This is a genomic window from Pseudomonas putida, assembly GCF_028682455.1.
In the GTDB taxonomy this organism is placed as follows: Bacteria; Pseudomonadota; Gammaproteobacteria; order Pseudomonadales; family Pseudomonadaceae; genus Aquipseudomonas; species Aquipseudomonas putida_AA.
This window is the reverse complement of the sequence record NZ_JANHLD010000004.1, coordinates 566,182-588,681: the sequence shown is the minus strand read 5'-3', so window position 1 is coordinate 588,681 and position 22,500 is coordinate 566,182. Positions and strand designations below refer to the sequence as shown.

24 protein-coding genes are annotated in these 22,500 nt (G+C 62.5%); 9 read left to right on the top strand and 15 right to left on the bottom strand.

Translation table 11 applies throughout. The features are described from left to right. Nucleotides 1–41: 41 nt before the first annotated feature. Nucleotides 42–806 (bottom strand): AraC family transcriptional regulator, encoded by a 765-nt coding sequence (locus NPS58_RS25950; RefSeq protein ID WP_274118087.1) that lies wholly within the window; start codon nucleotides 804–806, stop codon nucleotides 42–44. Nucleotides 807–942: 136 nt separating this feature from the next. Between NPS58_RS25950 and NPS58_RS25945 the strand changes: the two genes are divergently transcribed. After that, complete coding sequence (locus NPS58_RS25945; RefSeq protein ID WP_274118086.1) at nucleotides 943–1,752, top strand: UDP-2,3-diacylglucosamine diphosphatase; 810 nt, start codon at nucleotides 943–945, stop codon at nucleotides 1,750–1,752. A gap of 1 nt (nucleotide 1,753) precedes the next feature. Here the strand turns inward: NPS58_RS25945 and NPS58_RS25940 are convergent, their stop codons facing one another. Next, entirely contained in the window at nucleotides 1,754–2,347 is a 594-nt protein-coding gene (locus NPS58_RS25940; protein ID WP_274118085.1) for an HD domain-containing protein, read from the bottom strand. Between the two features lie 96 nt (nucleotides 2,348–2,443). Then, nucleotides 2,444–2,755 carry a DUF962 domain-containing protein gene (locus tag NPS58_RS25935; RefSeq protein WP_274118084.1) on the bottom strand — a complete coding sequence of 104 codons (312 nt, stop codon included), beginning with the start codon at nucleotides 2,753–2,755 and terminating at the stop codon, nucleotides 2,444–2,446. Between the two features lie 160 nt (nucleotides 2,756–2,915). On the opposite strand from NPS58_RS25935, the gene NPS58_RS25930 reads away from it, so the two are divergent. Beyond that, nucleotides 2,916–4,007, top strand: a complete 1,092-nt coding sequence (locus NPS58_RS25930; RefSeq protein WP_274118083.1) for an AraC family transcriptional regulator — start codon at nucleotides 2,916–2,918, stop codon at nucleotides 4,005–4,007. Here NPS58_RS25930 and NPS58_RS25925 read toward each other — a convergent pair. Beyond that, the gene (locus tag NPS58_RS25925) at nucleotides 3,964–5,418 is read right to left on the bottom strand and encodes a TrkH family potassium uptake protein (protein ID WP_274118082.1); all 1,455 of its coding nucleotides are present in this window, start codon (nucleotides 5,416–5,418) and stop codon (nucleotides 3,964–3,966) included. The genes NPS58_RS25930 and NPS58_RS25925 overlap by 44 nt on opposite strands. 100 nt (nucleotides 5,419–5,518) lie before the next feature. Between NPS58_RS25925 and NPS58_RS25920 the strand changes: the two genes are divergently transcribed. Further along, a complete protein-coding gene (locus NPS58_RS25920; protein WP_274118081.1) occupies nucleotides 5,519–6,076 on the top strand; it encodes an NAD(P)H nitroreductase in 558 nt (185 codons plus the stop codon). Nucleotides 6,077–6,136: 60 nt separating this feature from the next. On the opposite strand, the gene NPS58_RS25915 is transcribed toward NPS58_RS25920, so the two are convergent. The 6 genes from NPS58_RS25915 to NPS58_RS25890 all read right to left on the bottom strand — a co-directional run bounded on the left by NPS58_RS25915 (nucleotide 6,137) and on the right by NPS58_RS25890 (nucleotide 10,182). Next, a complete protein-coding gene (locus tag NPS58_RS25915) occupies nucleotides 6,137–7,471 on the bottom strand; it encodes a sensor histidine kinase (protein ID WP_274118080.1) in 1,335 nt (444 codons plus the stop codon). A gap of 66 nt (nucleotides 7,472–7,537) precedes the next feature. After that, a complete protein-coding gene (locus NPS58_RS25910; protein WP_274118079.1) occupies nucleotides 7,538–7,951 on the bottom strand; it encodes a Spy/CpxP family protein refolding chaperone in 414 nt (137 codons plus the stop codon). A 119-nt stretch (nucleotides 7,952–8,070) separates the two neighbouring features. Further along, nucleotides 8,071–8,748, bottom strand: coding sequence for a response regulator transcription factor (locus NPS58_RS25905; protein WP_274118078.1), 678 nt, complete (start codon nucleotides 8,746–8,748; stop codon nucleotides 8,071–8,073). Nucleotides 8,749–8,755: 7 nt separating this feature from the next. Continuing rightward, nucleotides 8,756–9,154 carry a translation initiation factor 2 gene (locus NPS58_RS25900; protein WP_274118077.1) on the bottom strand — a complete coding sequence of 133 codons (399 nt, stop codon included), beginning with the start codon at nucleotides 9,152–9,154 and terminating at the stop codon, nucleotides 8,756–8,758. 118 nt (nucleotides 9,155–9,272) lie between these two features. After that, the gene (locus NPS58_RS25895; RefSeq protein WP_274118076.1) at nucleotides 9,273–9,572 is read right to left on the bottom strand and encodes a YciI family protein; all 300 of its coding nucleotides are present in this window, start codon (nucleotides 9,570–9,572) and stop codon (nucleotides 9,273–9,275) included. Between the two features lies 1 nt (nucleotide 9,573). Continuing rightward, nucleotides 9,574–10,182: a septation protein A gene (locus tag NPS58_RS25890; RefSeq protein WP_274118075.1), complete on the bottom strand. Its 609-nt coding sequence runs from the start codon at nucleotides 10,180–10,182 to the stop codon at nucleotides 9,574–9,576. 66 nt (nucleotides 10,183–10,248) lie between these two features. Here NPS58_RS25890 and NPS58_RS25885 point away from each other — a divergent pair, with 66 nt between their 5' ends. The 6 genes from NPS58_RS25885 (at nucleotide 10,249) to NPS58_RS25860 (ending at nucleotide 16,661) form a co-directional block, all read left to right on the top strand. Continuing rightward, the gene (locus tag NPS58_RS25885) at nucleotides 10,249–11,112 is read left to right on the top strand and encodes a PHP domain-containing protein (protein ID WP_274118074.1); all 864 of its coding nucleotides are present in this window, start codon (nucleotides 10,249–10,251) and stop codon (nucleotides 11,110–11,112) included. Nucleotides 11,113–11,125: 13 nt separating this feature from the next. Further along, a complete protein-coding gene (locus NPS58_RS25880) occupies nucleotides 11,126–11,755 on the top strand; it encodes an L-threonylcarbamoyladenylate synthase (RefSeq protein WP_274118073.1) in 630 nt (209 codons plus the stop codon). A gap of 86 nt (nucleotides 11,756–11,841) precedes the next feature. Beyond that, nucleotides 11,842–12,582, top strand: coding sequence for a segregation and condensation protein A (locus NPS58_RS25875; protein WP_274118260.1), 741 nt, complete (start codon nucleotides 11,842–11,844; stop codon nucleotides 12,580–12,582). A 14-nt stretch (nucleotides 12,583–12,596) separates the two neighbouring features. Beyond that, complete coding sequence (scpB, locus tag NPS58_RS25870) at nucleotides 12,597–13,364, top strand: SMC-Scp complex subunit ScpB (RefSeq protein WP_274118072.1); 768 nt, start codon at nucleotides 12,597–12,599, stop codon at nucleotides 13,362–13,364. A gap of 150 nt (nucleotides 13,365–13,514) precedes the next feature. Next, nucleotides 13,515–14,609, top strand: coding sequence for a 23S rRNA pseudouridine(2605) synthase RluB (gene rluB / locus NPS58_RS25865; protein ID WP_274118071.1), 1,095 nt, complete (start codon nucleotides 13,515–13,517; stop codon nucleotides 14,607–14,609). A gap of 630 nt (nucleotides 14,610–15,239) precedes the next feature. Further along, the gene (locus NPS58_RS25860) at nucleotides 15,240–16,661 is read left to right on the top strand and encodes an amino acid permease (protein WP_274118070.1); all 1,422 of its coding nucleotides are present in this window, start codon (nucleotides 15,240–15,242) and stop codon (nucleotides 16,659–16,661) included. A gap of 48 nt (nucleotides 16,662–16,709) precedes the next feature. Here the strand turns inward: NPS58_RS25860 and NPS58_RS25855 are convergent, their stop codons facing one another. The 5 genes from NPS58_RS25855 to NPS58_RS25835 all read right to left on the bottom strand — a co-directional run bounded on the left by NPS58_RS25855 (nucleotide 16,710) and on the right by NPS58_RS25835 (nucleotide 22,497). Further along, the gene (locus NPS58_RS25855; RefSeq protein WP_274118069.1) at nucleotides 16,710–17,837 is read right to left on the bottom strand and encodes a DUF1120 domain-containing protein; all 1,128 of its coding nucleotides are present in this window, start codon (nucleotides 17,835–17,837) and stop codon (nucleotides 16,710–16,712) included. Nucleotides 17,838–17,879: 42 nt separating this feature from the next. Next, nucleotides 17,880–20,264 (bottom strand): fimbria/pilus outer membrane usher protein, encoded by a 2,385-nt coding sequence (locus tag NPS58_RS25850; protein WP_274118068.1) that lies wholly within the window; start codon nucleotides 20,262–20,264, stop codon nucleotides 17,880–17,882. 68 nt (nucleotides 20,265–20,332) lie between these two features. Next, nucleotides 20,333–21,046 (bottom strand): fimbria/pilus chaperone family protein, encoded by a 714-nt coding sequence (locus tag NPS58_RS25845; RefSeq protein ID WP_274118067.1) that lies wholly within the window; start codon nucleotides 21,044–21,046, stop codon nucleotides 20,333–20,335. A 139-nt stretch (nucleotides 21,047–21,185) separates the two neighbouring features. Continuing rightward, complete coding sequence (locus NPS58_RS25840; RefSeq protein ID WP_274118066.1) at nucleotides 21,186–21,806, bottom strand: DUF1120 domain-containing protein; 621 nt, start codon at nucleotides 21,804–21,806, stop codon at nucleotides 21,186–21,188. Between the two features lie 67 nt (nucleotides 21,807–21,873). After that, nucleotides 21,874–22,497 (bottom strand): DUF1120 domain-containing protein, encoded by a 624-nt coding sequence (locus NPS58_RS25835; RefSeq protein ID WP_274118065.1) that lies wholly within the window; start codon nucleotides 22,495–22,497, stop codon nucleotides 21,874–21,876. Between the last annotated feature and the right edge of the window lie 3 nt (nucleotides 22,498–22,500).

The window sequence follows — 22,500 nt, the reverse complement described above, 5'->3', positions numbered from 1 at the left end:
TTACGAGGCCGTGGCGGTGGCTGTCTGTCGCGTTCCTCGCGTCAGTTGTCGTCAGGCTCTCGTCGCAGATCCCGTGGGGTGCGGCCGAAGGTCTTGAGCATGGCGGCAGAAAAGGCGCTCTGTGAGCTGTAGCCGACCCGGTTGGCAATCTCGCCGATGGCAAGGCGGGTGTCGCTCAAGAGCTTGCGTGCCTGCAGCAGTCGGCGTTGGCGGATGTAGTCCATGGGCGTCATGGCCGCCTCGAGCATGAAGCGGGCATGCAGGCGGGCGCTGGAAAGCCCGGCCAGGCGGGCAAGGTCCGCCACTTGCAGGGGGTAGGCGGCGTGCCGGTCGATGTGGGCGTCGAAGGCGGCAAAGGGTAGTCGATCACGTTCAACGGCCTGGGGTTGGGCACTGCACAAGGTGGCGAGCAGCAACACGGCACCTTGCTGGGCGATCAAGGGATCGGCCACTTGGCTTGCCGAGAGCCAGTCGACCAGTTGTTGTTGGCGCGCATCCAGGCTCAACTGGCCACGGTGTTCGAGCAGGCGTTGGCTTGCCGGGGCGTGTTCACCCAGGCTGTGGCTGAGCCAGCCATCACCTGGAACATCGAGAACCAGGCAATCGCTGCCCGCGACGCTGCCGCAGGTGTGGTGGGCACCGGCCGGCACCACCATCAGGCCTTGGCGGTCGACGCGTGCGCCACGGCCATCGAGCTCGAAGTCCAATTGCCCGCGCAGGCCGAACACCAATTGCGGGTGCTCATGGCTGTGGGCGATCAGGTCGTCGCGATAATGGCGCAGGGAAAGAAGCGAGCCGCTGCTCATTGCAGTGTCCTCCAGGCAGTGGCGGCAGTGTACAGGCTGACGCGGGGCGCTGGTGTGTCATCAGATCGACGTGATTTCGTCACGTTCGCTTCACTGCCCACTGGCACGCTCGACAAAACAGCCCCGGAGCCCGCCCATGAGCCATGCCGAGCTTGTCAGACCTTCACGAAAGCAGCGCGTGCGCACGCTGTGGATCTCCGACGTGCACCTGGGCACCCGAGACTGTCAGGCCGAGCACCTGTCGCACTTTCTCAAGGGGCTCCAGGCCGACCGGATCTACCTGGTGGGCGACATCATCGATGGCTGGAAACTGCGCGGCGGCATGTATTGGCCCCAGGCGCACACCAACGTGATCCGTCGCCTGCTGACCATGAGCAAGCGCGGCACCGAGGTGATCTATGTCACCGGCAACCATGATGAATTCTTGCGGCGCTACTCCAAGTTGGTGCTGGGTAATATCCAGCTGGTCGATCAGGCCGAGCACCTGACGGCCGATGGTCGTCGGCTGCTGGTCATCCATGGCGATCAATTCGACGTCATCACCCGCTATCACCGCTGGCTTGCGTTCCTTGGGGATTCGGCCTACGAGTTCACGCTGACCCTGAATCGCTGGCTCAATCACTGGCGTGCCCGCTATGGCTACGGGTACTGGTCGTTGTCGGCGTATTTGAAGCACAAGGTCAAGTCGGCAGTCAGTTTTATCAGCGACTTCGAAGAGGCCATTGCCCATGAGTGCGTCAAGCGCGGTTTTCATGGGGTGGTGTGCGGGCATATCCACCATGCCGAGATTCGCAAGGTGGGCGAAGTCGACTACCTCAATTGCGGCGATTGGGTGGAGTCGTGCACCGCGCTGATCGAGCACTGGGACGGCACCATCGAACTCTACCGCCTGGCCGATGCGCAGGCCCGTGAGGCGCAGCGCCAGGCCGACCTGGAACTGGTTTGAATCAGGCGTTCTCGCTCATCTGCTGCAACGCTGCCTTGTAGATCGACTGGCGTGGCTGGGCGAACAGGCGCTTGAGCATGGGCTCGAAAAAACTCAACGGCAGGTTGTCGTAGGCCGGGTCGAAGGCGGCGGCATCGTAGCGGGCGCAGAACTCGATGGTTTGCTGGTACTGCGGGTGATGCTGGAACTGCTCGCGCAGGTATCGATCCATCCCCAGGTGATGGAAAAAATAGTAACCCTGGAACACTCCGTGCTTTTCCACCATCCACAGGTTTTCCGGGCTGACGAAGGGCTTGAGGATGGCCGCGGCGATGTCCGGATGGTTGTAGCTGCCCAAGGTGTCACCGATATCGTGCAGTAGCGCACAGATGACGTACTCCTCATCGCGCCCGTCACGCCATGCGCGGGTCGCGGTTTGCAGGGAGTGGCTCAGGCGGTCGATGGGAAAGCCACCGAAATCGCCGTCGAGCAAGCGCAAGTGCGCCAGGATCCGTTCTGCCAACTGGCTGGCATACGCCCTGAAGTCATCGGCGATGATTGCCCAGTCCTGCTGGGTGCCATCCTGCATATGGGTGAAGCGGGCCTGCTGATTCATCGACGCTCCAGGGGCGGTAGGGGCAACCCACTGTAGCGCGACCGCCTGTCGGGACAGTGGCCATTGAAGACGGGTTTCTGACCTTGCGGGCCGAAATCAGAACGATACTTTTCCCCGTAGCATGTCGCGGTACAGGGCGAAATCGCCGATCAGGCTGTAGAGCGGGTGCTTGAAGGTGGCCGGGCGGTTCTTTTCATAAAAGAAGTGCCCGACCCAGGCAAAGCCGTAGCCGGCAAAGGGCACTGCCAAGAGCAGCAGCCAGGTGCCGCTGGCCAGGGTGTAGGCGAGCAGGGCGATGACCAGCGTTGTGCCGATAAAGTGCAGGCGCCGGCAGGTAGGGTTGCTGTGCTCCTCCAGGTAGTAGGGGTAGAACTCGGCAAAGCTGCGAAATTGCTGGGGGCTGTTCACGGCACTGCTCCCGGGGCTGTCGATACAGACGAAGATACACGGCGTGGAGCCTGATCCGAGTCTAGAGTGACTAACACTACAGAGCAGTGACAATAGGCGCCAATTGAGTATCCTTTGAGTTCGCCGCAGGAGCGGTCAGTTCGAACATAAGAAGCCAGCCATGAGCGATAGAACCACGTCAGCAAGCTGGGCATCAGGGATCGTCAAGGCACTCGAGCTCGAAGGGCTGGATTGCCGTGCAATGTTCAAACAACTGGGCCTGGATTTTGCCGCCCTGGATGACCCCGATGCTCGCTTTACCCAGGATTCAATGACCCGCCTCTGGCAACTGGCGGTCGACCTTTCCGGTAACCAGGCCATCGGGCTGAACATGGCCCGGGTGGTGCGCCCGGCGTCTTTCCATGTGGTCGGCTATGCCTTGATGTCGAGCCGCACCCTGGCCGAAGGCTTCGAGCGCCTGGTGCGCTATCAGCGCATCATCGCCGAAAGCTCGGACCTGAGCTTTCGCCTCGAGCCCGACGGCTATGCCCTGATTCTCACCGTCCATGGCGACCACCTGCCGCCGACCCGGCACAGTGCCGAAGCGTCACTGGCTTGCGCCTTGTCGTTGTGCAGCTGGCTCAGTGGGCGGGTGATCCAGCCGCGACGGGTATTGATCCAGGGGCCGCAACCCGCGGATGTCACTCCCTACAAGGTGGCCTTTCACTCGCCTCTGGTGTTTGGCGCAGCCCATGATGCGCTGGTGTTCGAGCGTGCCGACATGGAGGCGCCGCTGCCCACCGCCAACGAGGCCATGGCGACCTTGCATGATCGCTTCGCCGGTGAATACCTGGCGCGATTCTCCGAAAGCCGCGTGACTCACCGTGCCAGGCAGGTGCTGTGCCGGGTGCTGCCCCAGGGCGAGCCCAAGCGCGAGACGATCGCCCAGGCGCTGCATTTGTCGCAGCGCACTCTGCAGCGGCGCTTGCAGGAAGAGGGCACCAGCTTTCAGACACTGCTCGACGATACCCGCCGCGAACTGGCGGAGCAGTACCTGGCGCAGCCAAACATGACCCTGCTGGAAACCGCCTATTTGTTGGGTTTTGCAGACCCGAGCAATTTCTTCCGGGCCTTTCGCCGCTGGTTCGATGCTACCCCGGGCGAATACCGGGCGCGGATAGGTACCCCCGCGCCAGCGCCGGCGCCCGAACAGAGCGCCGAATCACCGGTCAGTGACGCCAGAACGCCGGCATACACAGTACCAGCACCGTAATGATCTCCAGGCGTCCGAGCAGCATGCCGAACGCCAGGATCCACTTCGCGGCATCCGGCAGGGTCGCGAAGTTGCCCGCAGGGCCAATGGTCTCGCCCAGCCCCGGGCCGACCCCCGATACGGTGCTGGCAGCGCCGGTCAGTGCCGTCATCCAGTCCACCCCAAGCAGCGACAGCAGCAGTGCGATCACGCAGATGGTGATGGCGAAGAAGAACGAGAAGGTCAGGATCGAACGGACGATTTCTTCGTCCAGGCGGTGGCCGTTGTACTTCTGCTTGATCACCGCGCGTGGGTGGATCAGCTGATTGAGGTTGGCCTTGAGTAGGATATAGGCCACCTGGAAGCGGAAGATCTTGATCCCGCCTGCCGTCGAGCCGGAGCAGCCGCCGATGAAGCCCAGGTAGAAGAACAGCATCAGCGAGAAGTTGCCCCACAGGCTGTAGTCGCCCAGGGCGAAGCCGGTGGTGGTGACCACCGAGGTCACGTTCAGTGCCACGTGGCGCAAGGCGTCGAGCCAATGCAGGTTGGTGGTGGCCCAGTACCAGGTACCCAGCACCAGCCAGGTCACCACCAACAGGGCCAACAAGCCCTGGACCTGCTGGTCCTTGATCAGCGCCTTGCGATTGCCACGCAAGGTGGACACATACAGGGCAAAGGGTAAGCTGCCGAGGATCATCACCACCACTGCGACCCAGTGCACGGCAGGCTGGGTCCACTTGGCCAGGGACTGGTCGGAGGTCGAGAACCCGCCGGTGGAAATCGCCGACATGGCATGGTTGATCGCATCGAACGCGTTCATCCCCGCCAGCCAGAAGGCCAGGCCGCCGAGCGCGGTGATGCCGATGTACACCGCCACGATCGACTTGGCGACCATGTGCGAGCGCGGCATGACTTTTTCGGAACGGTCGGAGGATTCGGTCTGGAACAGGCGCATGCCACCGATGCGCAGCAACGGCAGGATCGCCACGGCCATGGCGATAAAGCCGATACCGCCGAGCCAGTGCAGCAGCGAGCGCCACATCAGGATGCCGGGCGACATGGTGTCCAGGCCGCTGAGTACCGTGGCGCCCGTGGCGGTGATGCCGGACATGCTTTCGAAGAAGGCGTCGGTGTAGCTGATGTGCTGGGTCAGCAGAAACGGCAGGGCGGCGAAAATGCACACCACCAGCCAGCTGCTGACCGTCAGCAGGTACATGTCGCGCGGGCGCAGGTGCACATGTTCCGGGCGGCCGGGGATCACCAGGGCAAGCCCACCGATGAAGGTGATCATGCTGGCCCACAGGAACGACGGCAGGTCGCCCGTGCGATCGAAGATCACCAGGGTGGCCATGGGCACGACCATGCTGATCGCCAGGGTGATCAGGAAGATGCCGATGATGAAACCAATGATCCTTAAGGTCGGCAACGCCATGTGATCTGCTCTGACTCGAAACGGAAGGGCGCCATTCTACCTATGGACCTTTTTAAGTAAACGCTAGAATAGCCGCACATTTCTCTTCAGGGGGTAGCCGATGGAGGCTCTCGACGCATTGCTCAACCGTGTTTCCGTACCACGCCTGACGGAGCCTGCGCCCAATGCTGCGCAACGCGAGGCTCTGTTTCAGGCTGCCTTGCGGGCACCGGACCACGGCCAGTTGCGGCCTTGGCGCTTTTTGACGGTCGAGGGTGAGGGGCGTGAAAAGCTCGGCGCCTTGCTGGCCGACGCGGTAAAACTCGAGGGCGAAGCCACCGAGGCAGCCCTGGACAAGGCCCGGGCCATGCCGCTGCGCGCGCCGTTGCTGGTGGTGGTGATTGCCCGGGTACAGGATCACTTCAAAGTGCCTGCCTCGGAACAGCTACTGGCGGCAGGCTGTGCAGCCCACGGTATTCTGCTGGCGGCCCATGCACAGGGTATCGGTGCAGTGTGGCGCACCGGCGACCTGGCCTACAGCAAGCACGTGGCCAAGGGCCTGGGGTTGGTGGACAACGAAGAGATCGTCGCCTTCCTGTACCTGGGTACCCCGCTCAACGAGCCGCGCACGGCACCGGTGCTGGCAACTGCCGACTTTGTGACTGCCTGGGGGCAGTGAGGTATTTCGCGGGGCAAGCCCGCTCCTACGGTGTAGGAGCGGGCTTGCCCCGCGATGCTGTCAGGCGCTGCCAGGCCCGCTCAAGGGTAATTCCAGGCTGGCTACAAACCCGCCCTGCGGATGATTGCTCAAGTTCAGGCTCCCTCCATGACGCTCCGCTGCCTTGCGCGCAATGGCCAGGCCCAGGCCGTGGCCGGCGGCACTCTGCCCAGGCGCGCGGAAGAACGGCTCACCCAACTGCGCCAGGTGCTCTTCAGCCACGCCCGGCCCATGATCACGCACGCTCAACACGATCCGGTCGGTGTCGCGTTCGCCGGTGATCTCGATGGGCTGCCCCGGCGGATTGAAGCGCAGGGCATTGCGTAGCAGGTTGTCCAGCGCCCGTTCGATCAGGGTCGGCCAGCCCTGCAGGCTCAAACCGGTTTCATGCTGCAGTCGGATGTCCTGGTCCGGCGCACTGTGCTGGGCGTCCTTGTGGACAGTCTGCAACACCACATCCAGGTCTACCGGCTCGGACCGGGTCTGCTCGGCATCGACCCGGGCCAGCACCAGAATCTCACTGATCAGCGCTTCCAGGCGGTCGCACTCACGGGTAAGGCGTGGCCACAACGCCTCGCGCTGGGCAGGTTCGGCGCGTTCAGCCAGGGCCAGGGCGATGCGCAGGCGCGCCAGGGGCGAGCGCAGTTCGTGGGACACGTCACGCAACAGCTGGCGCTGACTGCCGATCATGCTCTGCAGGCGTGCACCCATGCGGTTGAAGTCGTTGGCCAGCACGCCGAACTCATCGCGCCGGTTGGCCAGGCGCGCCAGGCTGTTCTGTTGATAGGTGGTTTGCCCAAGGTCATGGACGGCGCCGCGTAGGCGGCTCAACGGGCGGGTGATCGACAGCGTCACCAGAAGGCTGAACAGGGTCAGCACCACCAGGGCAATGCCCAGCGCGCTGAGTGGCCAAAGCAGGCTCTCGCGGTGCCAGGCATCGAGCTCGGGGTGGGGAATGCGGTAGATCAGCAGGTAGGTCTCGCCGCTGTCGGCGCTGGTGTATTCCTCGGTCAGGCGGCGCCACGGCAGGCGGCGTTCGTCGTTGTGGCGACGGGCCTCGAACGCCGCGGCGCGACGGGGGAATGTACCGGGTACCACGGCATCGCCGCTGTCGTTGAGTACTTGCACGTCGATGTTGAATCGGTGCTTGCGTCGCTCGAGAAAGCGCTGGGCCGACTCCGGTCCTTGCTGTTCGTACAGTTGGGTCCATTTTGGTGCCAGGGTATTGAGGCCCGGATGGCGACTGAGAATCCAGGCGTCCTGGTTGAGCATGTGCCCGAGCAGGATGGACAGGCCCGCGACCAGGGCGATGGCCAGCCAGAAACTGGCCAGGATGCGCCAGAACAATGAACGCAAGGGAGGCTCCTTCAACGGCAAAAAGCCCGGCCTGCACAGGGGCAGGCCGGGCGGGTGGCTGACAGCTTACTGGGCCTTGTTGGCTTTTTCAGCCTTCCAGGCCTTGAACTCGTTCCATTCGGCGCGGCGTTGATCCTGCTCTTTCTTCAGCTCATCGAACTTCTTCTGCTGGTCAGGCTTGAGCAGGGCGCGGATGTCGGCCTGGGTCTTGTCCTTCTTGGCTTGCAGTTCGTCCTTCAGGGCTTTCTGGTCGGCTGCCGGGAGTTTTTCCAGGTAGCGCTTGGTGATTTCCTGGCGGCTCTTCATCTGCTCGCCCATCAGCTTGCCGATCTGCTGGCGCTGTTCGCGGCTCAGGTCCAGCTGGGCGAAAGGCGCTCCACCGCGGTGGTGATCGCCGTGGCGCGGGCCGCCTTCTGGCATGGCCATGGCGACGGTCGGCAGAGCGGCAGCGAACATCAGGGCGATAAGGGTCTTGCGCATGGTGTCTCTCCTTTCAAGGGCCGGTGATGACCGGATGAGCCCAGTGTAGGGAGGTCAAGGTCAGCGGCGGTCAGGCAAGGGTAAAGCTTGCGTAAAGATGGCCGGGCCCGCTGCTGACATTACAGGCTGTAGTAGTAGCCGCGGCTGCGCAGGGCAACGATGCGCGGGCGCCCGTCGGGGTGGGGGCCAACCTTCTTGCGCAAGTTGCTGACATGCATGTCCAGGCTGCGGTCATACAGGGTGAGCTTGCGGCCCAGGGCTATCTGCGCCAGCTCCTGCTTGTCCAGCGGCTCCCCTGGCTGGCGTAGCAGCGCTTCGAGGATGCGGCTCTCGGACAGGGTCAGGGTCAGTTCCTGCTCGTCGATGCTGACCACGCCCCGGGCGGGGCTGAAGCACAGGTCGCCGACTTCGATCCGGCTGGGGGTGCTGCTGGGGTGGCTGCGGCGCAGCACCGCGCGCAGGCGGGCGGTAAGCTCGCGGGGGTCGCACGGCTTGGCCAGGTAGTCATCGGCACCCAGTTCAAGGCCGAGGATCCGGTCCAGCGGCTCGCCGCGGGCCGAGAGCATCAGCACCGGCAACTCGGCATGCTCGCTGCGCAACTGCTTGAGCAGCTCGAGGCCACTGCCGTCGGGCAGCATCACATCCAGCACCACGGCAGCCGGCTCTTGCTCGGCCAGGGCCTTGCGGGCGCTCTGGCCGTCGTGGCAGGCACGAACTACGAAGCCTTCCTGGGTCAGCCAGCTGCCGAGCAGCTCGCAGAGTTCCTGGTCATCATCAATCAGTAACAGCTCGCTCATGACTCACTCAATTCAACCATTGCCGACGCTTTCTGTGTCCGCCGCAGGCAAAGATACCGCAGAGTGCAGCCAACAGGGCAACTGCACCACCAATCAGGAACCATTGTTGCTGGTCGGTGATCAGTCGCTCGGCCGGTTTGGCCTGGAATTCCTTGAGGGCCAGCTTCAATCGCTGGTTCTCTTGGCGCAGGCGTGCGAGCTGGGCGCTTTCGCGTTCGCTGTCGGCATTGTGCAGTTGCCGGGTCAGGACTTCGCGTAGACGCTCGCTTTCCTGCAAGCGCTGGGTAAGTTCAGTGATCTGGCTGCCGGCATGCAGCGAAAGCGGGGTGCTGGCCACGGGCTCTTCACCCAGGGCAAATGGGCTCAGCAACAGGCACAGCAGCAGGGACAACGGACCTTGACGCATTGGAACTCCTGATTCTTGTCGGTTCAGCAGGTTGTCGGCTGCCAGACGAGAATAATGAGCAGTAGCGTCGGTAAAAGGCGGGAGGCGGTGCGCCCGGGGGCGCACCGCATGCAGCAGGTTACGGCAGGACTTGCTTGAACGGCTTGACCACGACCTTGTCATACACGCCTGCGGCAATGTACGGGTCGGCATCGGCCCAGGCTTGCGCGGCAGGCAGGGAGTCGAACTCGGCGACGATCAGGCTGCCGCTGAAGCCGGCAGCACCTGGGTCGTTGCTGTCGATGGCCGGGTGTGGGCCTGCCAGGACTACGCGGCCTTGTTCCTTGAGCTGCTGCAGGCGCTCGATGTGCGCAGGGCGGGCGGCCAGGCGTTTTTCCAGTGAATCGGCGACGTCACTGGCGATGATGGCGTAGAGCATGTCAATCCTCGTGCTTCGGAGTGGAAGGCGGGGTGGTGGGGTCGCTGTCGTGCAGGTGTCGGGACAGGTACACGCCCTGGGCCACCAGGAACAGTACGGTCATGCCGAGGCTGCCGAATACCTTGAAGTCGACCCAGATGTCCTGGAAGGTGAAGGCAACGAACAGGTTGGCCGCGCCGCAGAACAGGAAAAAGCCGATCCAGGCCAGGTTCAGCCGCGACCAGACAGGCTCCGGCAGGCTGATGGCATGGCCCATGATGCGCTTGATCAGCACCCGGTCGCCGATGAAGTGGCTCCCGGCGAAGGCCACGGCGAACAACCAGTTGACCACCGGCGCCTTCCACTTGAGGAAGGTCTCGCTGTGGAACGCCAGGGTCAGGCCACCGAACACCAGGCAGGCGACCAGGGTCAGCCATTGGCCCTTTTCCAGCTTGCGCTGACGGATGAACAGGGCGCCGTAGACCACCACCGAGCTCAGGATCAGCATGGCCGTGGCACTGAAGATGCCCCCGAGTTCGAAACTGTGCCCGGCGAATTCGACGGCACGAGGTTCGAGCTTGAAGACGATGAAGAACAGGAGCAGCGGGATGAAATCGATGAATTGTTTCACAGTGGCAGCCAGAAGCAGGATGTGACGGCATAATAACAAACATCAATGACAGCGAAAGCGCCTCCTATGAATGTTGATCTGCACTGCCACAGTACGGCCTCCGACGGCGCCTTGTCGCCGACGGCACTGGTCGCCCGGGCCCATGAGCACGGCGTGCGGATGCTCTCGCTGACCGACCACGACACCCTCGAGGGCCAGGTCGAGGCGCGCGCAGCCTCCCAGGCCCTGGGGATGCAGTGGGTCAGCGGGGTGGAATTGTCCTGTACGTGGGGCGGCGCGACCATCCATGTGCTGGGCTACAACTTTGCCCTGGACGCCGAACCCCTGCTTGCGGCTATCGAGTCTTTGCACCGTGGGCGCTGGCTGCGCGCCGAAGAAATCGACCGACGGTTGGGCCTCAAGGGCATGCCTGGGGCGATGGACGGTGCGCGCGCCGTCCAGCAGGAGCTGGGTGACAGCGGCAACGCCCCGGCGCGGCCGCACTTCGCCGAGTTCCTGGTGCGTGCAGGGCACGTAAAGGACCGCGCCGAGGCGTTTCGCAAGTGGCTGGGCGCCGGCAAGCTGGGCGACGTCAAGTTGCACTGGCCGACCCTGGACGACACCGTCCAGACCCTGCGCCAGTCCGGCGCCTGGGTAAGCCTTGCGCATCCGATGCACTACGATTTAACCCGCAGCAAGCGCCGCCGGCTGATTGCCGACTATATTCAAGCAGGCGGCCAGGCACTGGAAGTGGTCAACGGGATGATGCCGGCCGAGCAGGTGGGCACCATGTCCATCCTGACCCGTGAATTCGGCCTGCTGGCCAGTGCCGGCAGTGACTTCCATGGCCCTGGCACCTGGGGTGAGATCGGTGCCTACCGGCCATTGCCAGAGGACTTGCCGCCCTTGTGGCGTCGATTCAAACATGAGCAGCCTATCGCGGCCGTCTGAACAGGAAGAGAACGTGAGTCAGTTTTTCCAGATTCATGCGGAGAATCCGCAACCGCGCCTGATCAAACAGGCCGTAGAAATCATTCGCAAAGGCGGTGTTGTTGTCTACCCGACCGATTCGTCCTACGCCATGGGTTGCCAGATTGGCGACAAGAATGCCGTAGAGCGCGTTCGGCGCCTGCGCCAGCTGGACAAGAACCACAACTTCACACTGATCTGCTGCGATCTCTCGCAAATGGGCCTGTTCGCCAAGATCGACACGGCCACCTTTCGATTGCTCAAGGCACATGTGCCGGGGCCCTACACTTTCATTCTCAACGCCACCCGTGAAGTCCCGCGGCTGTTGCTGCATGAAAAGCGCCGCACCATCGGCCTGCGCGTGCCGTCCAACCCTATCGCCCTGGCCCTGCTCGAAGAGCTGGGCGAGCCATTGATGAGCGTCAGCCTGATCATGCCCGGCGAAACCGAGCCGATGACCGACCCCTACGAGATTCGCCAGGCACTGGAGCACCATGTCGACTTGATCGTCGATGGCGGTTTTGGCGACTTGAAGGCCTCAACGGTGATCAACCTGGCCGGCGACGAGCCAGAGGTGATCCGCGTCGGTTGCGGTGACCCGGCGCCCTTCCTGGTCGAAGCGTGAGCCAGACGCCGACCACCGAGTCGACCCTCGACCCGCAAGCAGGAGCCCAGCAGGAACTGCCGCTGGTGCTGGTCTATGGCGAAGCCATGACCGAGATGCCGGTGGACCTATACATCCCGCCGGACGCCCTCGAGGTATTTCTCGAGGCCTTTGAAGGCCCGCTGGACCTGCTGCTGTACCTGATCCGCAAGCAGAACGTCGACATCCTCGATATTCCCGTGGCGGAAATCACCCGTCAGTACATGGGCTATGTCGAGCTGATGAAGACCGTGCGCCTGGAGCTGGCAGCCGAGTACCTGGTGATGGCAGCGATGCTGGCCGAGATCAAGTCGCGCATGTTGCTGCCGCGTTCGGTCGAGATCGAGGAAGAAGAGGGTGATCCGCGCGCCGAGTTGATTCGACGCCTGCAGGAGTATGAACGCTTCAAGGCCGCGGCCGAAGGTATCGATGGGTTGAGCCGAGTGGGGCGCGAGATCATCGTGCCGCGCCTGGAGGCGCCCCAGGCCAAGGTGCGCAAGTTGTTGCCCGACGTCAGCCTGGAGGAACTGCTGGTGTCGATGGCCGAGGTGCTGCGCCGGGGTGACCTGTTCGAGAGCCACCAGGTCAGCCGTGAGGCATTGTCGACCCGCGAGCGCATGAGCGAGGTGCTCGAACGCCTCAAGGGCGGTGGGTTCGTGCCGTTCGTCGAGCTGTTCACGGCCGAGGAAGGCAAGCTGGGGGTGGTGGTGACCTTCATGGCCATTCTTGAACTGGTGAAGGAATCCTTGATCGAACTGGTGCAAAATGAGCCCTTTGCGCCGATCCACGTCCGCGCCCGGGCCGAGTGACCACGAGCAACGCCATGAACCTGAACGATCCGCGCGACCTGGCGCCCCTGCTTGAAGCCTTTTTGCTGGCCTCGGGAAAACCACAATCGATGGAGCGGCTGTTCGAGTTGTTCGAAGAAGCCGAGCGTCCTGAGCCCACTGTGTTCAAGAAGGCCCTGGAAGTGCTGCGCAAGTCTTGCAGTGGCCGCGCCTTCGAGCTCAAGGAGGTAGCCTCGGGATATCGCCTGCAGATTCGCGAAGACTACGCCCCCTGGGTGGGGCGTTTGTGGGAAGAGCGCCCGCAGCGTTACTCTCGTGCGCTGCTGGAGACCATGGCGCTGATTGCCTACCGCCAACCCATTACCCGTGGCGAAATCGAAGACGTGCGGGGCGTGGCGGTCAACAGCAATATCATCAAGACCTTGCTCGAGCGCGAATGGATCCGCATCGTCGGGTACCGCGAAGTGCCAATCAAGCCTGCGATGTTCGCCACCACCAAGGCGTTCCTCGATCACTTCAACCTCAAGAACCTCGACGACCTGCCCGCCCTGGCCGAGCTGCGCGAAATGGAGCCCGAGCCGTTGCTGGAGCTGGATGACGCGCCGGTGCCCGCCCACCTGCAGGCCCTGGCCGACGAAAGCGCCGAGCCCGAAGCGCCGAAAGAGGAAGCCAGCTTTCGCAGCCTGCTGGTGGAACTCGACTCGATGGAAGAAGGGCTCAAGACCGATTTTGACGACCTGGTCGACGACACGGCGGCGGCCGAAGAAGCCGGGCACCTCGAGCCGGAGACGCCGCGCGAGTGATCGGCAGCCTTCGGGCAGAAACCCGCGGTGGCAAGGATAATTTCAGCTAGTCTCAGGTGCGCTCAGCGCGTGATCAGCGTATGATTCGCGACCATTTTGGCGCATGTTCGCCTTAATCAGTTTTCAGTACTTACACCGGGAGGTGCCCAGATGAGTGATAAAGATCTGCAAGAAACCCAGCCGTTGCCGCCATCAGGCGAGAAGCTGCAAAAAGTGTTGGCGCGTATCGGCGTGGGTTCGCGCCGCGATGTCGAGGCCTGGATCAGCCAGGGCCGGATCAAGGTCAATGGCAAAGACGCCACCTTGGGCCAGCGCGTCGACCTGCATGACGCGATTTCTGTCGATGGTCGCGTGATCAAGCGCGAAGAGTCTGCCGAGACCGTGCGCCGGGTCATCATGTACAACAAGCCCGATGGCGAAATCTGCACCCGTGACGACCCGGAAGGCCGTCCGACCGTGTTCGACCGCCTGCCACGGCCCAAAGAAGGCCGCTGGATCAACATCGGTCGCCTGGACATCAATACCACTGGCCTGCTGATGTTCACCACCGACGGTGAGCTGGCCAACCGCCTGATGCACCCTTCCTACGAGATGGACCGCGAATACGCGGTGCGTGTGCGTGGTGAAGTGGACGAAGACATGATTGCCCGCCTCAAGGCCGGTGTCGTGCTCGAAGACGGTCCGGCGCGCTTCACCGATATCCAGGAAGCCCCGGGAGGTGAAGGTTTCAACCACTGGTACCACTGCGTGGTGATGGAAGGTCGCAACCGTGAGGTGCGGCGCCTGTGGGAATCCCAGGGCCTGGTGGTCAGCCGCCTCAAGCGCGTGCGCTTTGGTCCGGTGTTCCTCAACTCCGACCTACCGATGGGACGCTGGCGCGAAATGAGCCAGCAGGAAGTCGACATCCTGGCGGCCGAAGTAGGCTTGACCCCGGTTGCCATGCCGACCTTGAACCACAAGTCCAAGGACAAGCTGGAGCGCCTGCAGCGCAAATCCACTCGTCCGCTGGGGCGTGGTGAGCGGGTGCGTACCCTGCGCCCGGCCCAGGATGCAGGTAGCGCCGAACGTCCTGCGCGCCAGCCGCGTGGGGAAGAGCGTCCGGCGCGCCAGCCGCGAGACGAAGCCCCGCGCAAGGGCTCGGGCCGTGGAAGCAGCACCGTGGCCGAGCGCCCGAGCGACATGAACAAGCGCGGCAAGCCTGCGCCGAAGCGTCCGGGCAGCACCCGTAACAAGCCTCGCCCGTAAAGCGTAGGAGCGAAAAATAGCCAACCTTCGGGTTGGCTTTTTTTTGCCTTAAAAAACCGAGTCTTACAGAAACTTCCCGAAGGCATGGAAAGTTTTTGAACCGTAATGTAAATAAAACGTTACAAAAGCTGGCGCCTTTGCCGGGCCTTCCTGCCGCTTTTCGAAGCTGTAAACAGAACTTGCCGAAATGCCCACGCTAAAGCGGTTTCCGTGAACGTCAACGGCTTGCCCCGAGGCCGCTGGGGGGGTGAGATGTGCCCCATTGCCGTGTGCAAAGCCAGGGCCGGAGAGCCGGGCATTCAATAAGAACAAATGGAGGCGCCATGTACGCCGATTACTCCCAAAGGCTTGAACCTTTCCTCAGGACCGGTGCGTTTTGTCATCAGACAGTCACGCAACGTGTTGACCCCTGCGCGTCTGCAGGGGTATACAATGCGCCGCGTTTTAACTGTGACCCCAATGCGTACCGCGCACTCTTGCTGACACCCGGCTGATTCGACCACGGCGTTCGCCCTGGACGGGCAGCAGTTGGCCAAGACCCTCAAGGTAACCACCTTGTTAATTCCGCTGCGCCACGAGCGTGGTGGGTCCGATTCCGTCACAGATAAAAACAAGCAGGTGACTTCGTTCATGAGTGGACAAAACACGCATTCAGGCGAGCTGAAACGCGGCCTGAAAAATCGCCATATCCAATTGATCGCCCTGGGCGGCGCGATTGGTACCGGCCTGTTCCTGGGTTCGGCCGGGGTGATGAAGTCGGCGGGTCCGTCGATGATCCTCGGCTATGCGATCTGTGGCTTCATCGCCTTCATGATCATGCGCCAGCTTGGCGAAATGATCGTCGAAGAGCCGGTGGCAGGTTCCTTCAGTCACTTTGCCCACAAGTACTGGGGCGGTTTCGCAGGCTTTCTGTCGGGCTGGAACTGCTGGGTGCTGTACATCCTGGTTGGCATGTCGGAGCTGACCGCCGTCGGCAAGTACATTCACTACTGGTGGCCGGAGATCCCCACCTGGGCCTCGGCGGCAGCCTTCTTCATCCTGATCAACGCCATCAACCTTGCCAACGTCAAAGTCTTTGGCGAGGCCGAGTTCTGGTTTGCGATCATCAAGGTGCTGGCCATTGTCGGCATGATCGCCCTGGGCAGCTGGATGCTGACTACCGGTAGCGGCGGCCCGCAAGCCTCTGTCAGCAACCTGTGGGAGCACGGTGGGTTCTTCCCCAATGGCGTGAGCGGCCTGGTGATGGCGCTGGCGATCATCATGTTCTCTTTTGGCGGCCTGGAAATGCTCGGTTTCACCGCTGCTGAAGCCGACAAGCCGAAAACCGTGATCCCCAAGGCGATCAACCAGGTGATCTACCGCATCCTGATTTTCTACATCGGTGCCCTGGTGGTACTGCTGTCGCTGACCCCGTGGGACAGCCTGGTCACCAGCCTCGATGCAGCGGGTGGCACCTATGGTGCCAGCCCGTTCGTGCAGGTGTTCTCGCTGCTCGGTAGCGATGTGGCTGCTCACATCCTCAACTTCGTGGTACTGACCGCGGCGTTGTCGGTGTACAACAGCGGCACTTACTGCAACGCCCGCATGCTCTATGGCATGGCCGCGCAAGGCGATGCCCCGGCAGGCCTGGCCAAGATCGACAAGCGCGGTGTGCCGGTGCGTTCGATCCTGGCCTCGGCTGCCGTGACCCTGGTCGCCGTGTTGCTCAACTACTTCATCCCGCAGCATGCGCTGGAGCTGCTGATGTCGTTGGTGGTGGCTGCCCTGGTGATCAACTGGGCGATGATCAGCTACTCTCACCTCAAGTTCCGCCAGCACCTGAACAAGACCGGCCAGACGCCGCTGTTCAAGGCCCTGTGGTACCCCTACGGCAACTACATCTGCCTGGCCTTCGTGGTGTTGATCCTGGGCATCATGCTGCAGATCCCGGGTATCCAGATCTCGGTCTATGCGATTCCGGTCTGGCTGCTGGTGATGGTTGTCTGCTACAGCCTCAAGGCCAAGCGCGGCAAGCGTGTGGCAAACGTCGCTGTCGAAGCGCTGAAGCCCTGAGTAACCGCTGTTGCCTCGAAACGCCCCGCATTGCGGGGCGTTTTGCGTTTACAGGTAGACGATCTCGATGGTTGCCGCGCCGTCCAGGAGAATGTCCTGGCGCAGGTCCAGGTCCAGCGTGGGCGCGATCACCGGCTTGATCTCGATGCTGGTGCTCAGCGTACGAAACGGCACCGGCCCCTTGACGGTGTTGTCTTCATCGGTGAGGGCGAGCAGGGTCTTGCTGGTGATGCTGTTGCTCTGGGCGCTGGAACTACTCCAATAGGTGCCGCCGCCGGTGGAGTAGGTCAGGTAGACCGCAGGTAACTGATCGGCGCTGGTCAGCTTCGGGTCGAAGACCACTTCATAAAGGCCGATGCGGTTGTCGGAGGCATCCAGGCCCAGGCCATAGAACACCATGGAGTTGACCAGCGCGGTGCCGTCGCGGTTGTCGTGCATGAGCAAGGCATAACGCGCCGGGCTGTCGCAGTTGATGCTCAGGTTCAGGTGTCGGCTGGGCAGGCGTGTGCGCCGCTCGGCCTGTAGCGATTGCGCGGCAATGGTGCCGTAGTCCACCACGCCATTGTTCGACAGCTGCGGGGTGCAGGCTGCCGGTTGGATCTGCCAGTGCAGGTCAAGAGGGGTGGTGGCGCCTGTGGCGGGTGCATGCAACTGCCCGCTGGCGGTGGACTGGATCATGTCGCGGACCTGGAAGGCTGACGCTGACAACTCGCCCTCGAAGGTCAAGGTCAGGCTCAGGCTACGCCCGCCAAGTGCCTGCCCTGCACGAACCGGCGCTACGCCCTGTTGCGGGCGCCAGGCCAGGCTGGCCGCGGCAGGCCCCGGGGAGGCGCCGGGGTGACTGAGCAGGCCCAGCTCGACTGGCTCGCCATCCACCACGGCATTGCTGGCCTTGATGCGCAACAGGCCACTGTCGTTCAGACGCCAGCGTTCGTTGTCCAGGAACTCTGCCTTGAAGAACAGACCGAGGTCGTTGGGGTTGGTACAACTGAGGTGGATCTGGACGGTTTTTTCGGGCAAGGCCAATGTGGGTTGCTGCGGGCTGAGCCGGGTACGATCAATGGTTCCGTAGTCGATCTGCTCGGGGCTGCTCAGCAGCCGGCAATCGTCGGCCTGGGCGGCCAAGGGCGGCAGAACACCGGCAAGGGCCAGGGCCAGGGGCAGCAGTCGTTTCATGGTGACATCCTTGGTCGGGCGATAGCGTGAAGGGACGGCGCTTCAAGCACAGGTGCGCTGGACGCTGGTGTAGTAGGTGCGTTGTGGCTCATCCGGGGTGGCATCGAGGGTGACCCGGCATTCACGGGCGTGCGGATCGCTGACGATCAGGTGGCTGATGTCTTCGCTGCTGTCGATGAACACCAGGCCACCGGGTTGGACGAGGCTGATGAAGCGGCCGCGGTCATCGAACACCGAGGCGCCGGTGGGCAATGGCTGGCCCTGGCCGTCGGTGAGGGTCAGAAGCATCCGCCGTACGCTCCAGGCGTTGAAGGTCAGGCGCGGTACGGCACCACGGCTGGCCTTGAGTACGGCGGCGCCTTCCTCGATATTGACGTTGAGCGGCAGGCTCTGGTTGTCGACCTCTATGGGGCTGCGGCCATAGGCACTCAAGGCCGGGATCACGGCGCGGCCGCCAAGATCTGTCCATACCGGGCCATTGGGGGTGCTGGCCTTGACGCCTGGGGTGTCGGTCACTGTGAGAATGGCGAACGTATCGCGAATGGGGTAGGGCGAAGGGGTTATGCCGGCTTCATGAAAGGCCAGCCCCCCGCGCAGGCCAATGTTGTAGTTGGCGTCGCGCCCGTCACCGGCATAGTTGAGGTCCAGCTGGGTGTAGCGCGGCGTTGCCGAAAGGCCCGCGCTGGCCAGGTTGTTGCTGTCCCCCGAGCGGTGTTCGGCACCCAGGCGGTAGCCGAAACTATCGCTGACCTGCTGTTGGTAGTTCACGCTGCTGGTGCTGTCATTGTCGCGGTGGCGCACGCTGCTGCGTACGCGGCCTTTGCTGCCCAGGGGCAGGCTGACGCTGAGGTAGACCGCATCGCCATTGTCGCTACTGGTGTTGCCTAGCGACTTTTCCACAGACGCCGACACACTGATCCCGTTGTAACTGTCGCCCCAGGACAGGAACAGACGTTGGCCGCTGTCGTGTTCGTAGTAGGTGGTCTGGGTGTAGCCCAGGCTGAAGCTGCCAATGGCCGGGCTTGCCCAGCGCAGGCTGGCACTGAGTTGGTCGCGGTAGCTGGAAAAAGCGCTGTCGTTGTCGCGGTAGGTGCTGTCGAGAAGTTCGCGGTAGCCACGGCTGCGGTGATTGCCGGCAATCAGGCTCGACCATCGGTCGTGCAGTTGCCAGTTGAGCTGGCCACCCAGTTGCAGCCCCTGCCTGTCCTGCGTGGTGGCCTGCGAGCCAATCGCAAGCAGCTGGCCACTCAAGCTCGGTATCAGGGCGCCGTCAATCGTGGCGCCAACGCTCTGGTAGCCCTGGGCCAGGATCAGGCCGCTGCTCAGGCTTGACGTCTCGCCCAGGGCGCCCGTCTGGCCCAGGCTCAGCACTACCGGCTCGTCGGCTTCATCGCTGTAGCTGCGCACAACCCCGGCGCCTAGGCTGAAGCCGCGTCGAGGTGGCGCGGCCGCAGCCAGGCTGGCCGGGACGCGAAAGCTGCGGCGCTCGCCGTTGGTTTCGATCACTGTGACTTCGAGGTCCGAGCGGGAAGTCAGGCGCGGAATATTACTGATGCTGAACGGGCCGGGTTGCACCACGGTGGAGTACAGCAAGGCGCCATTCTGGTGAACTTCAACCCGCGCCTGGCTATTGGCGATGCCTTGTACGCTGGCGTTATCCAATTGCGACAGCAAGCCATGTTCCGGGGTGACCTGGGCGCCGATGATCTGCGCGCCGTTGAGCACCGGGTTGACCAGGTTGATTTCCCCCGCCTGGAAGATACTGCGGCGCTGCACAAAACTGCGCTGCACAAAGGTATCGAGCATTTCGCTGTGTATCCTGCCGTCGGTGCGACTGTGTACCTGGCGGCTGCGCAGGATCCAGTTATCGGCATTCAGGCCGATTTCGGTGTTGGCCGCCGCGTAGCGACTCGACTCACCGCCATAGCGGTTGAAGGTGTCGAACAGGTCATAGTTGAACAGGCCGGCGACACCTCCCTGGCTGTAGCCATCGATGCTGTAAGGCCGCCGCTCCAGGGCGGGTTCGGGGACTATCAGCCGTACCCGCTGCTGGCCCGGGTTGAGTTCCACCTGCATCTGCGGGTAGGCCTCGCTCAAGTCCCGGCAGTCGGGCGCCAGGGGGACCTTCGGTTCATCGACTACCGTTGGCCAGTCGGCGGGCCTTGCGATCCCGGCCAATCGCAGCAAGGCGTCGTCGAAGCACAAGGCGCCGCTGGTGTCGAAACGCGCTTGGGCAGCGCCTTTGTCATGACCGTTGACGTTCAGGTCGATGTATTGCCTGCCTGGGGCAAAACGCACCTGTTGGCTGAACAGCTGGGCCAGTTGCGGGTCGATGCCGCGCAGGCGCAGTACTTCGTGGTCGAACGCGGTGGATTGCACGGTGGCGTTCGAGGCATGGACAAGCTTGATGGGTTCAAAGCTGATCATACCCAGGCAAAGCCCGGCCAGCAGATGATCCCGGCAGCTGAGGCTGCTCTTGTTAGGAAGGGCGGCTATCACTGGATGCTGGCCTCGTAAGGGGCAGTGGTATAACCGTATACCGTCGCCGGTTGAAAGCGCACGGTGTTGGCAGCGCCGGCGTTGGCGGGCAGCTCAAGGCTCAGGTGTTCGTTGGCCAGCAAGTAGCTGCGGGGAAGATCCACGCGCAACTGGCCTGGGGTGAGCAGCAGTTCACGACCCAGGCGTACCACGTAGGGGGTGTTGTTCTCGACCCGCAACTGATTGCCCTCCAGGTGCCAGGTCAGCCCCTCCCAGGGCGAGCGATTCTTTGCCAGGCCCTTGGGGTGGAGGATGACCGGCAGGTTCTGGCGCACGCCGAAGCTCACCCGCATAGCGCCGGTGGTGCTGGGGGCTTGCTCGCGAATGCCCTCGAAGATCACCCTTTTCAGACGCTGTTCCTTCAGCGGCTCCGTGCCCACGTAATGGAACAGCACCTGCTGCTCGTGACCTGCCTCGACCCGGGTCACGGTAGGTTGCACCACCAGCAGGTTGTCCTGGTCTTCGGGCAGGTTCTCGATGAACACGGCCAGTAAAGAGGGGTGGGGGTCGGTGTTGGTCACCAGGAAGGGGCTGCCGCTGGCCTTGGCTTCCTCGACAATCACTACCGAGGATTTGGGCACCATGCCGTCAGCCTGGGTCGTGCTTGCATGGGCAAACAGGAAAAATGCAGGCAGCAGGGGGCCCGCAACAATGTTGAGTAGTTTTTTCATGGTATCGGTTCGTTGTTGGCGCGCGACGCAAGCCCCTTTGTGTCAACTCCATTGAACTACTGGAAGGAGGTGCGCCGGCCGGGTATGTGTCATGAAGGGGCGAGCATCCGCTGTTCGCTCCCAAAGGTGAGTCAATGTCTCAGAGGTAGCGGATCTCGAACGTGGTGCTACCGTCGAGCTGCACGTCGCTGCTGAAGTCGATTGTAGAGTCGACCCGTGCGTATACCAGTAGGGTGGTGCTCAGGTTCTGTGCCGGTGTCGGGCCGCTGCTGACGTCGTTTACGTCTCCGAAGCCGTATAGAAAGTTCGGACGATCTTGAGCGCGCTGAAAGGGCCCGACGGCATTGCTCCAACTTTGTCCCCCATCTAAAGACGAGATTCTGTCCCGCAGTACATCATCTACCAAGGCCGGTGTGGTATGTATCGTCATGTAGCCGATTTTTTCCTCGTTGTGCATGCCAAGCCCATATCGAAGAGGTGACTCAGGGGCGCTCTCTATGCGGTTATCGCTGTTGATGAGTGCAAATCGTGTTGGTGCACCACATTTGATGCTCAGGTCCAGCCGCTTTTCTGGAAGTCCGTCAGGGATCAGGTCGGCAAAGGAAACGCGGCCAAAGTCAATCACTCCCCCATTGCTCAGTGTTGGCGTGCAGGCTGAAGGCATGAGGGTGCCGGTGAGGGTTACCTCGGTTGTGGAGGCGATGGTCTGGGTAGCGGCAAGGGCTATGACAAGGGATAGAGGGACTACGGATATTTTCATTATTGTGACCTAGTTGAGTATTCAGGGATCTGGCTATCCCTTTCAGTTCAAGTGCAGGGGTGCGGGCTCAGAGGTACATGATGTTGAAGGTGACACTGCCGTCGATCGGGATCTCTTCGTTGAACGGCAGGGTGTTGGAGATCATGCTGGTGATATCAAGGTTTGCACTCAGGCGAGTGGCGGGGACAGGCATCGTCTGAGCACCGAAGGCAACGCGAGTGGCCGGACTTTTCTGCGAGGGGGAGAAGTACAGGAACAAACCCGCGAACCAGGTTTGTCCGGCGTTGTAAGAGACCAGTACTTTGCTTGGTGTGCCATCCAGTTCAGGGTCGCTGAGGCCTATCGCCAACGCGCCAACCTGCTGTCCCTTGTGCATGCCCAGGCCGTGGCTGAAGGTACTGCTGCTGGAACTTTCATGTCGGTTGTCGGTGGTGATCAGTGCGTACGATGTTTCGCTTGCGCATTGGATGGTCAGGCTCAGTTGCTTGTCTGGAAGCTTGTAATGATCGTCGTGAGCTTCAAGTTCCTCGATAGACACTCCGCCATAGTCGACCAGGCCGCCATTGCCCAGGGTGGGCGTGCATGCCGAAGGGGTGAGGGTTCCGGTGAGGGTGACTTCGGTGGAGGAGGCCAGGGCATGGGTGCTGGCCAGGGTCAAGACAAGCGAAAGGGGGGCGACGAGTTTCTTCACTGT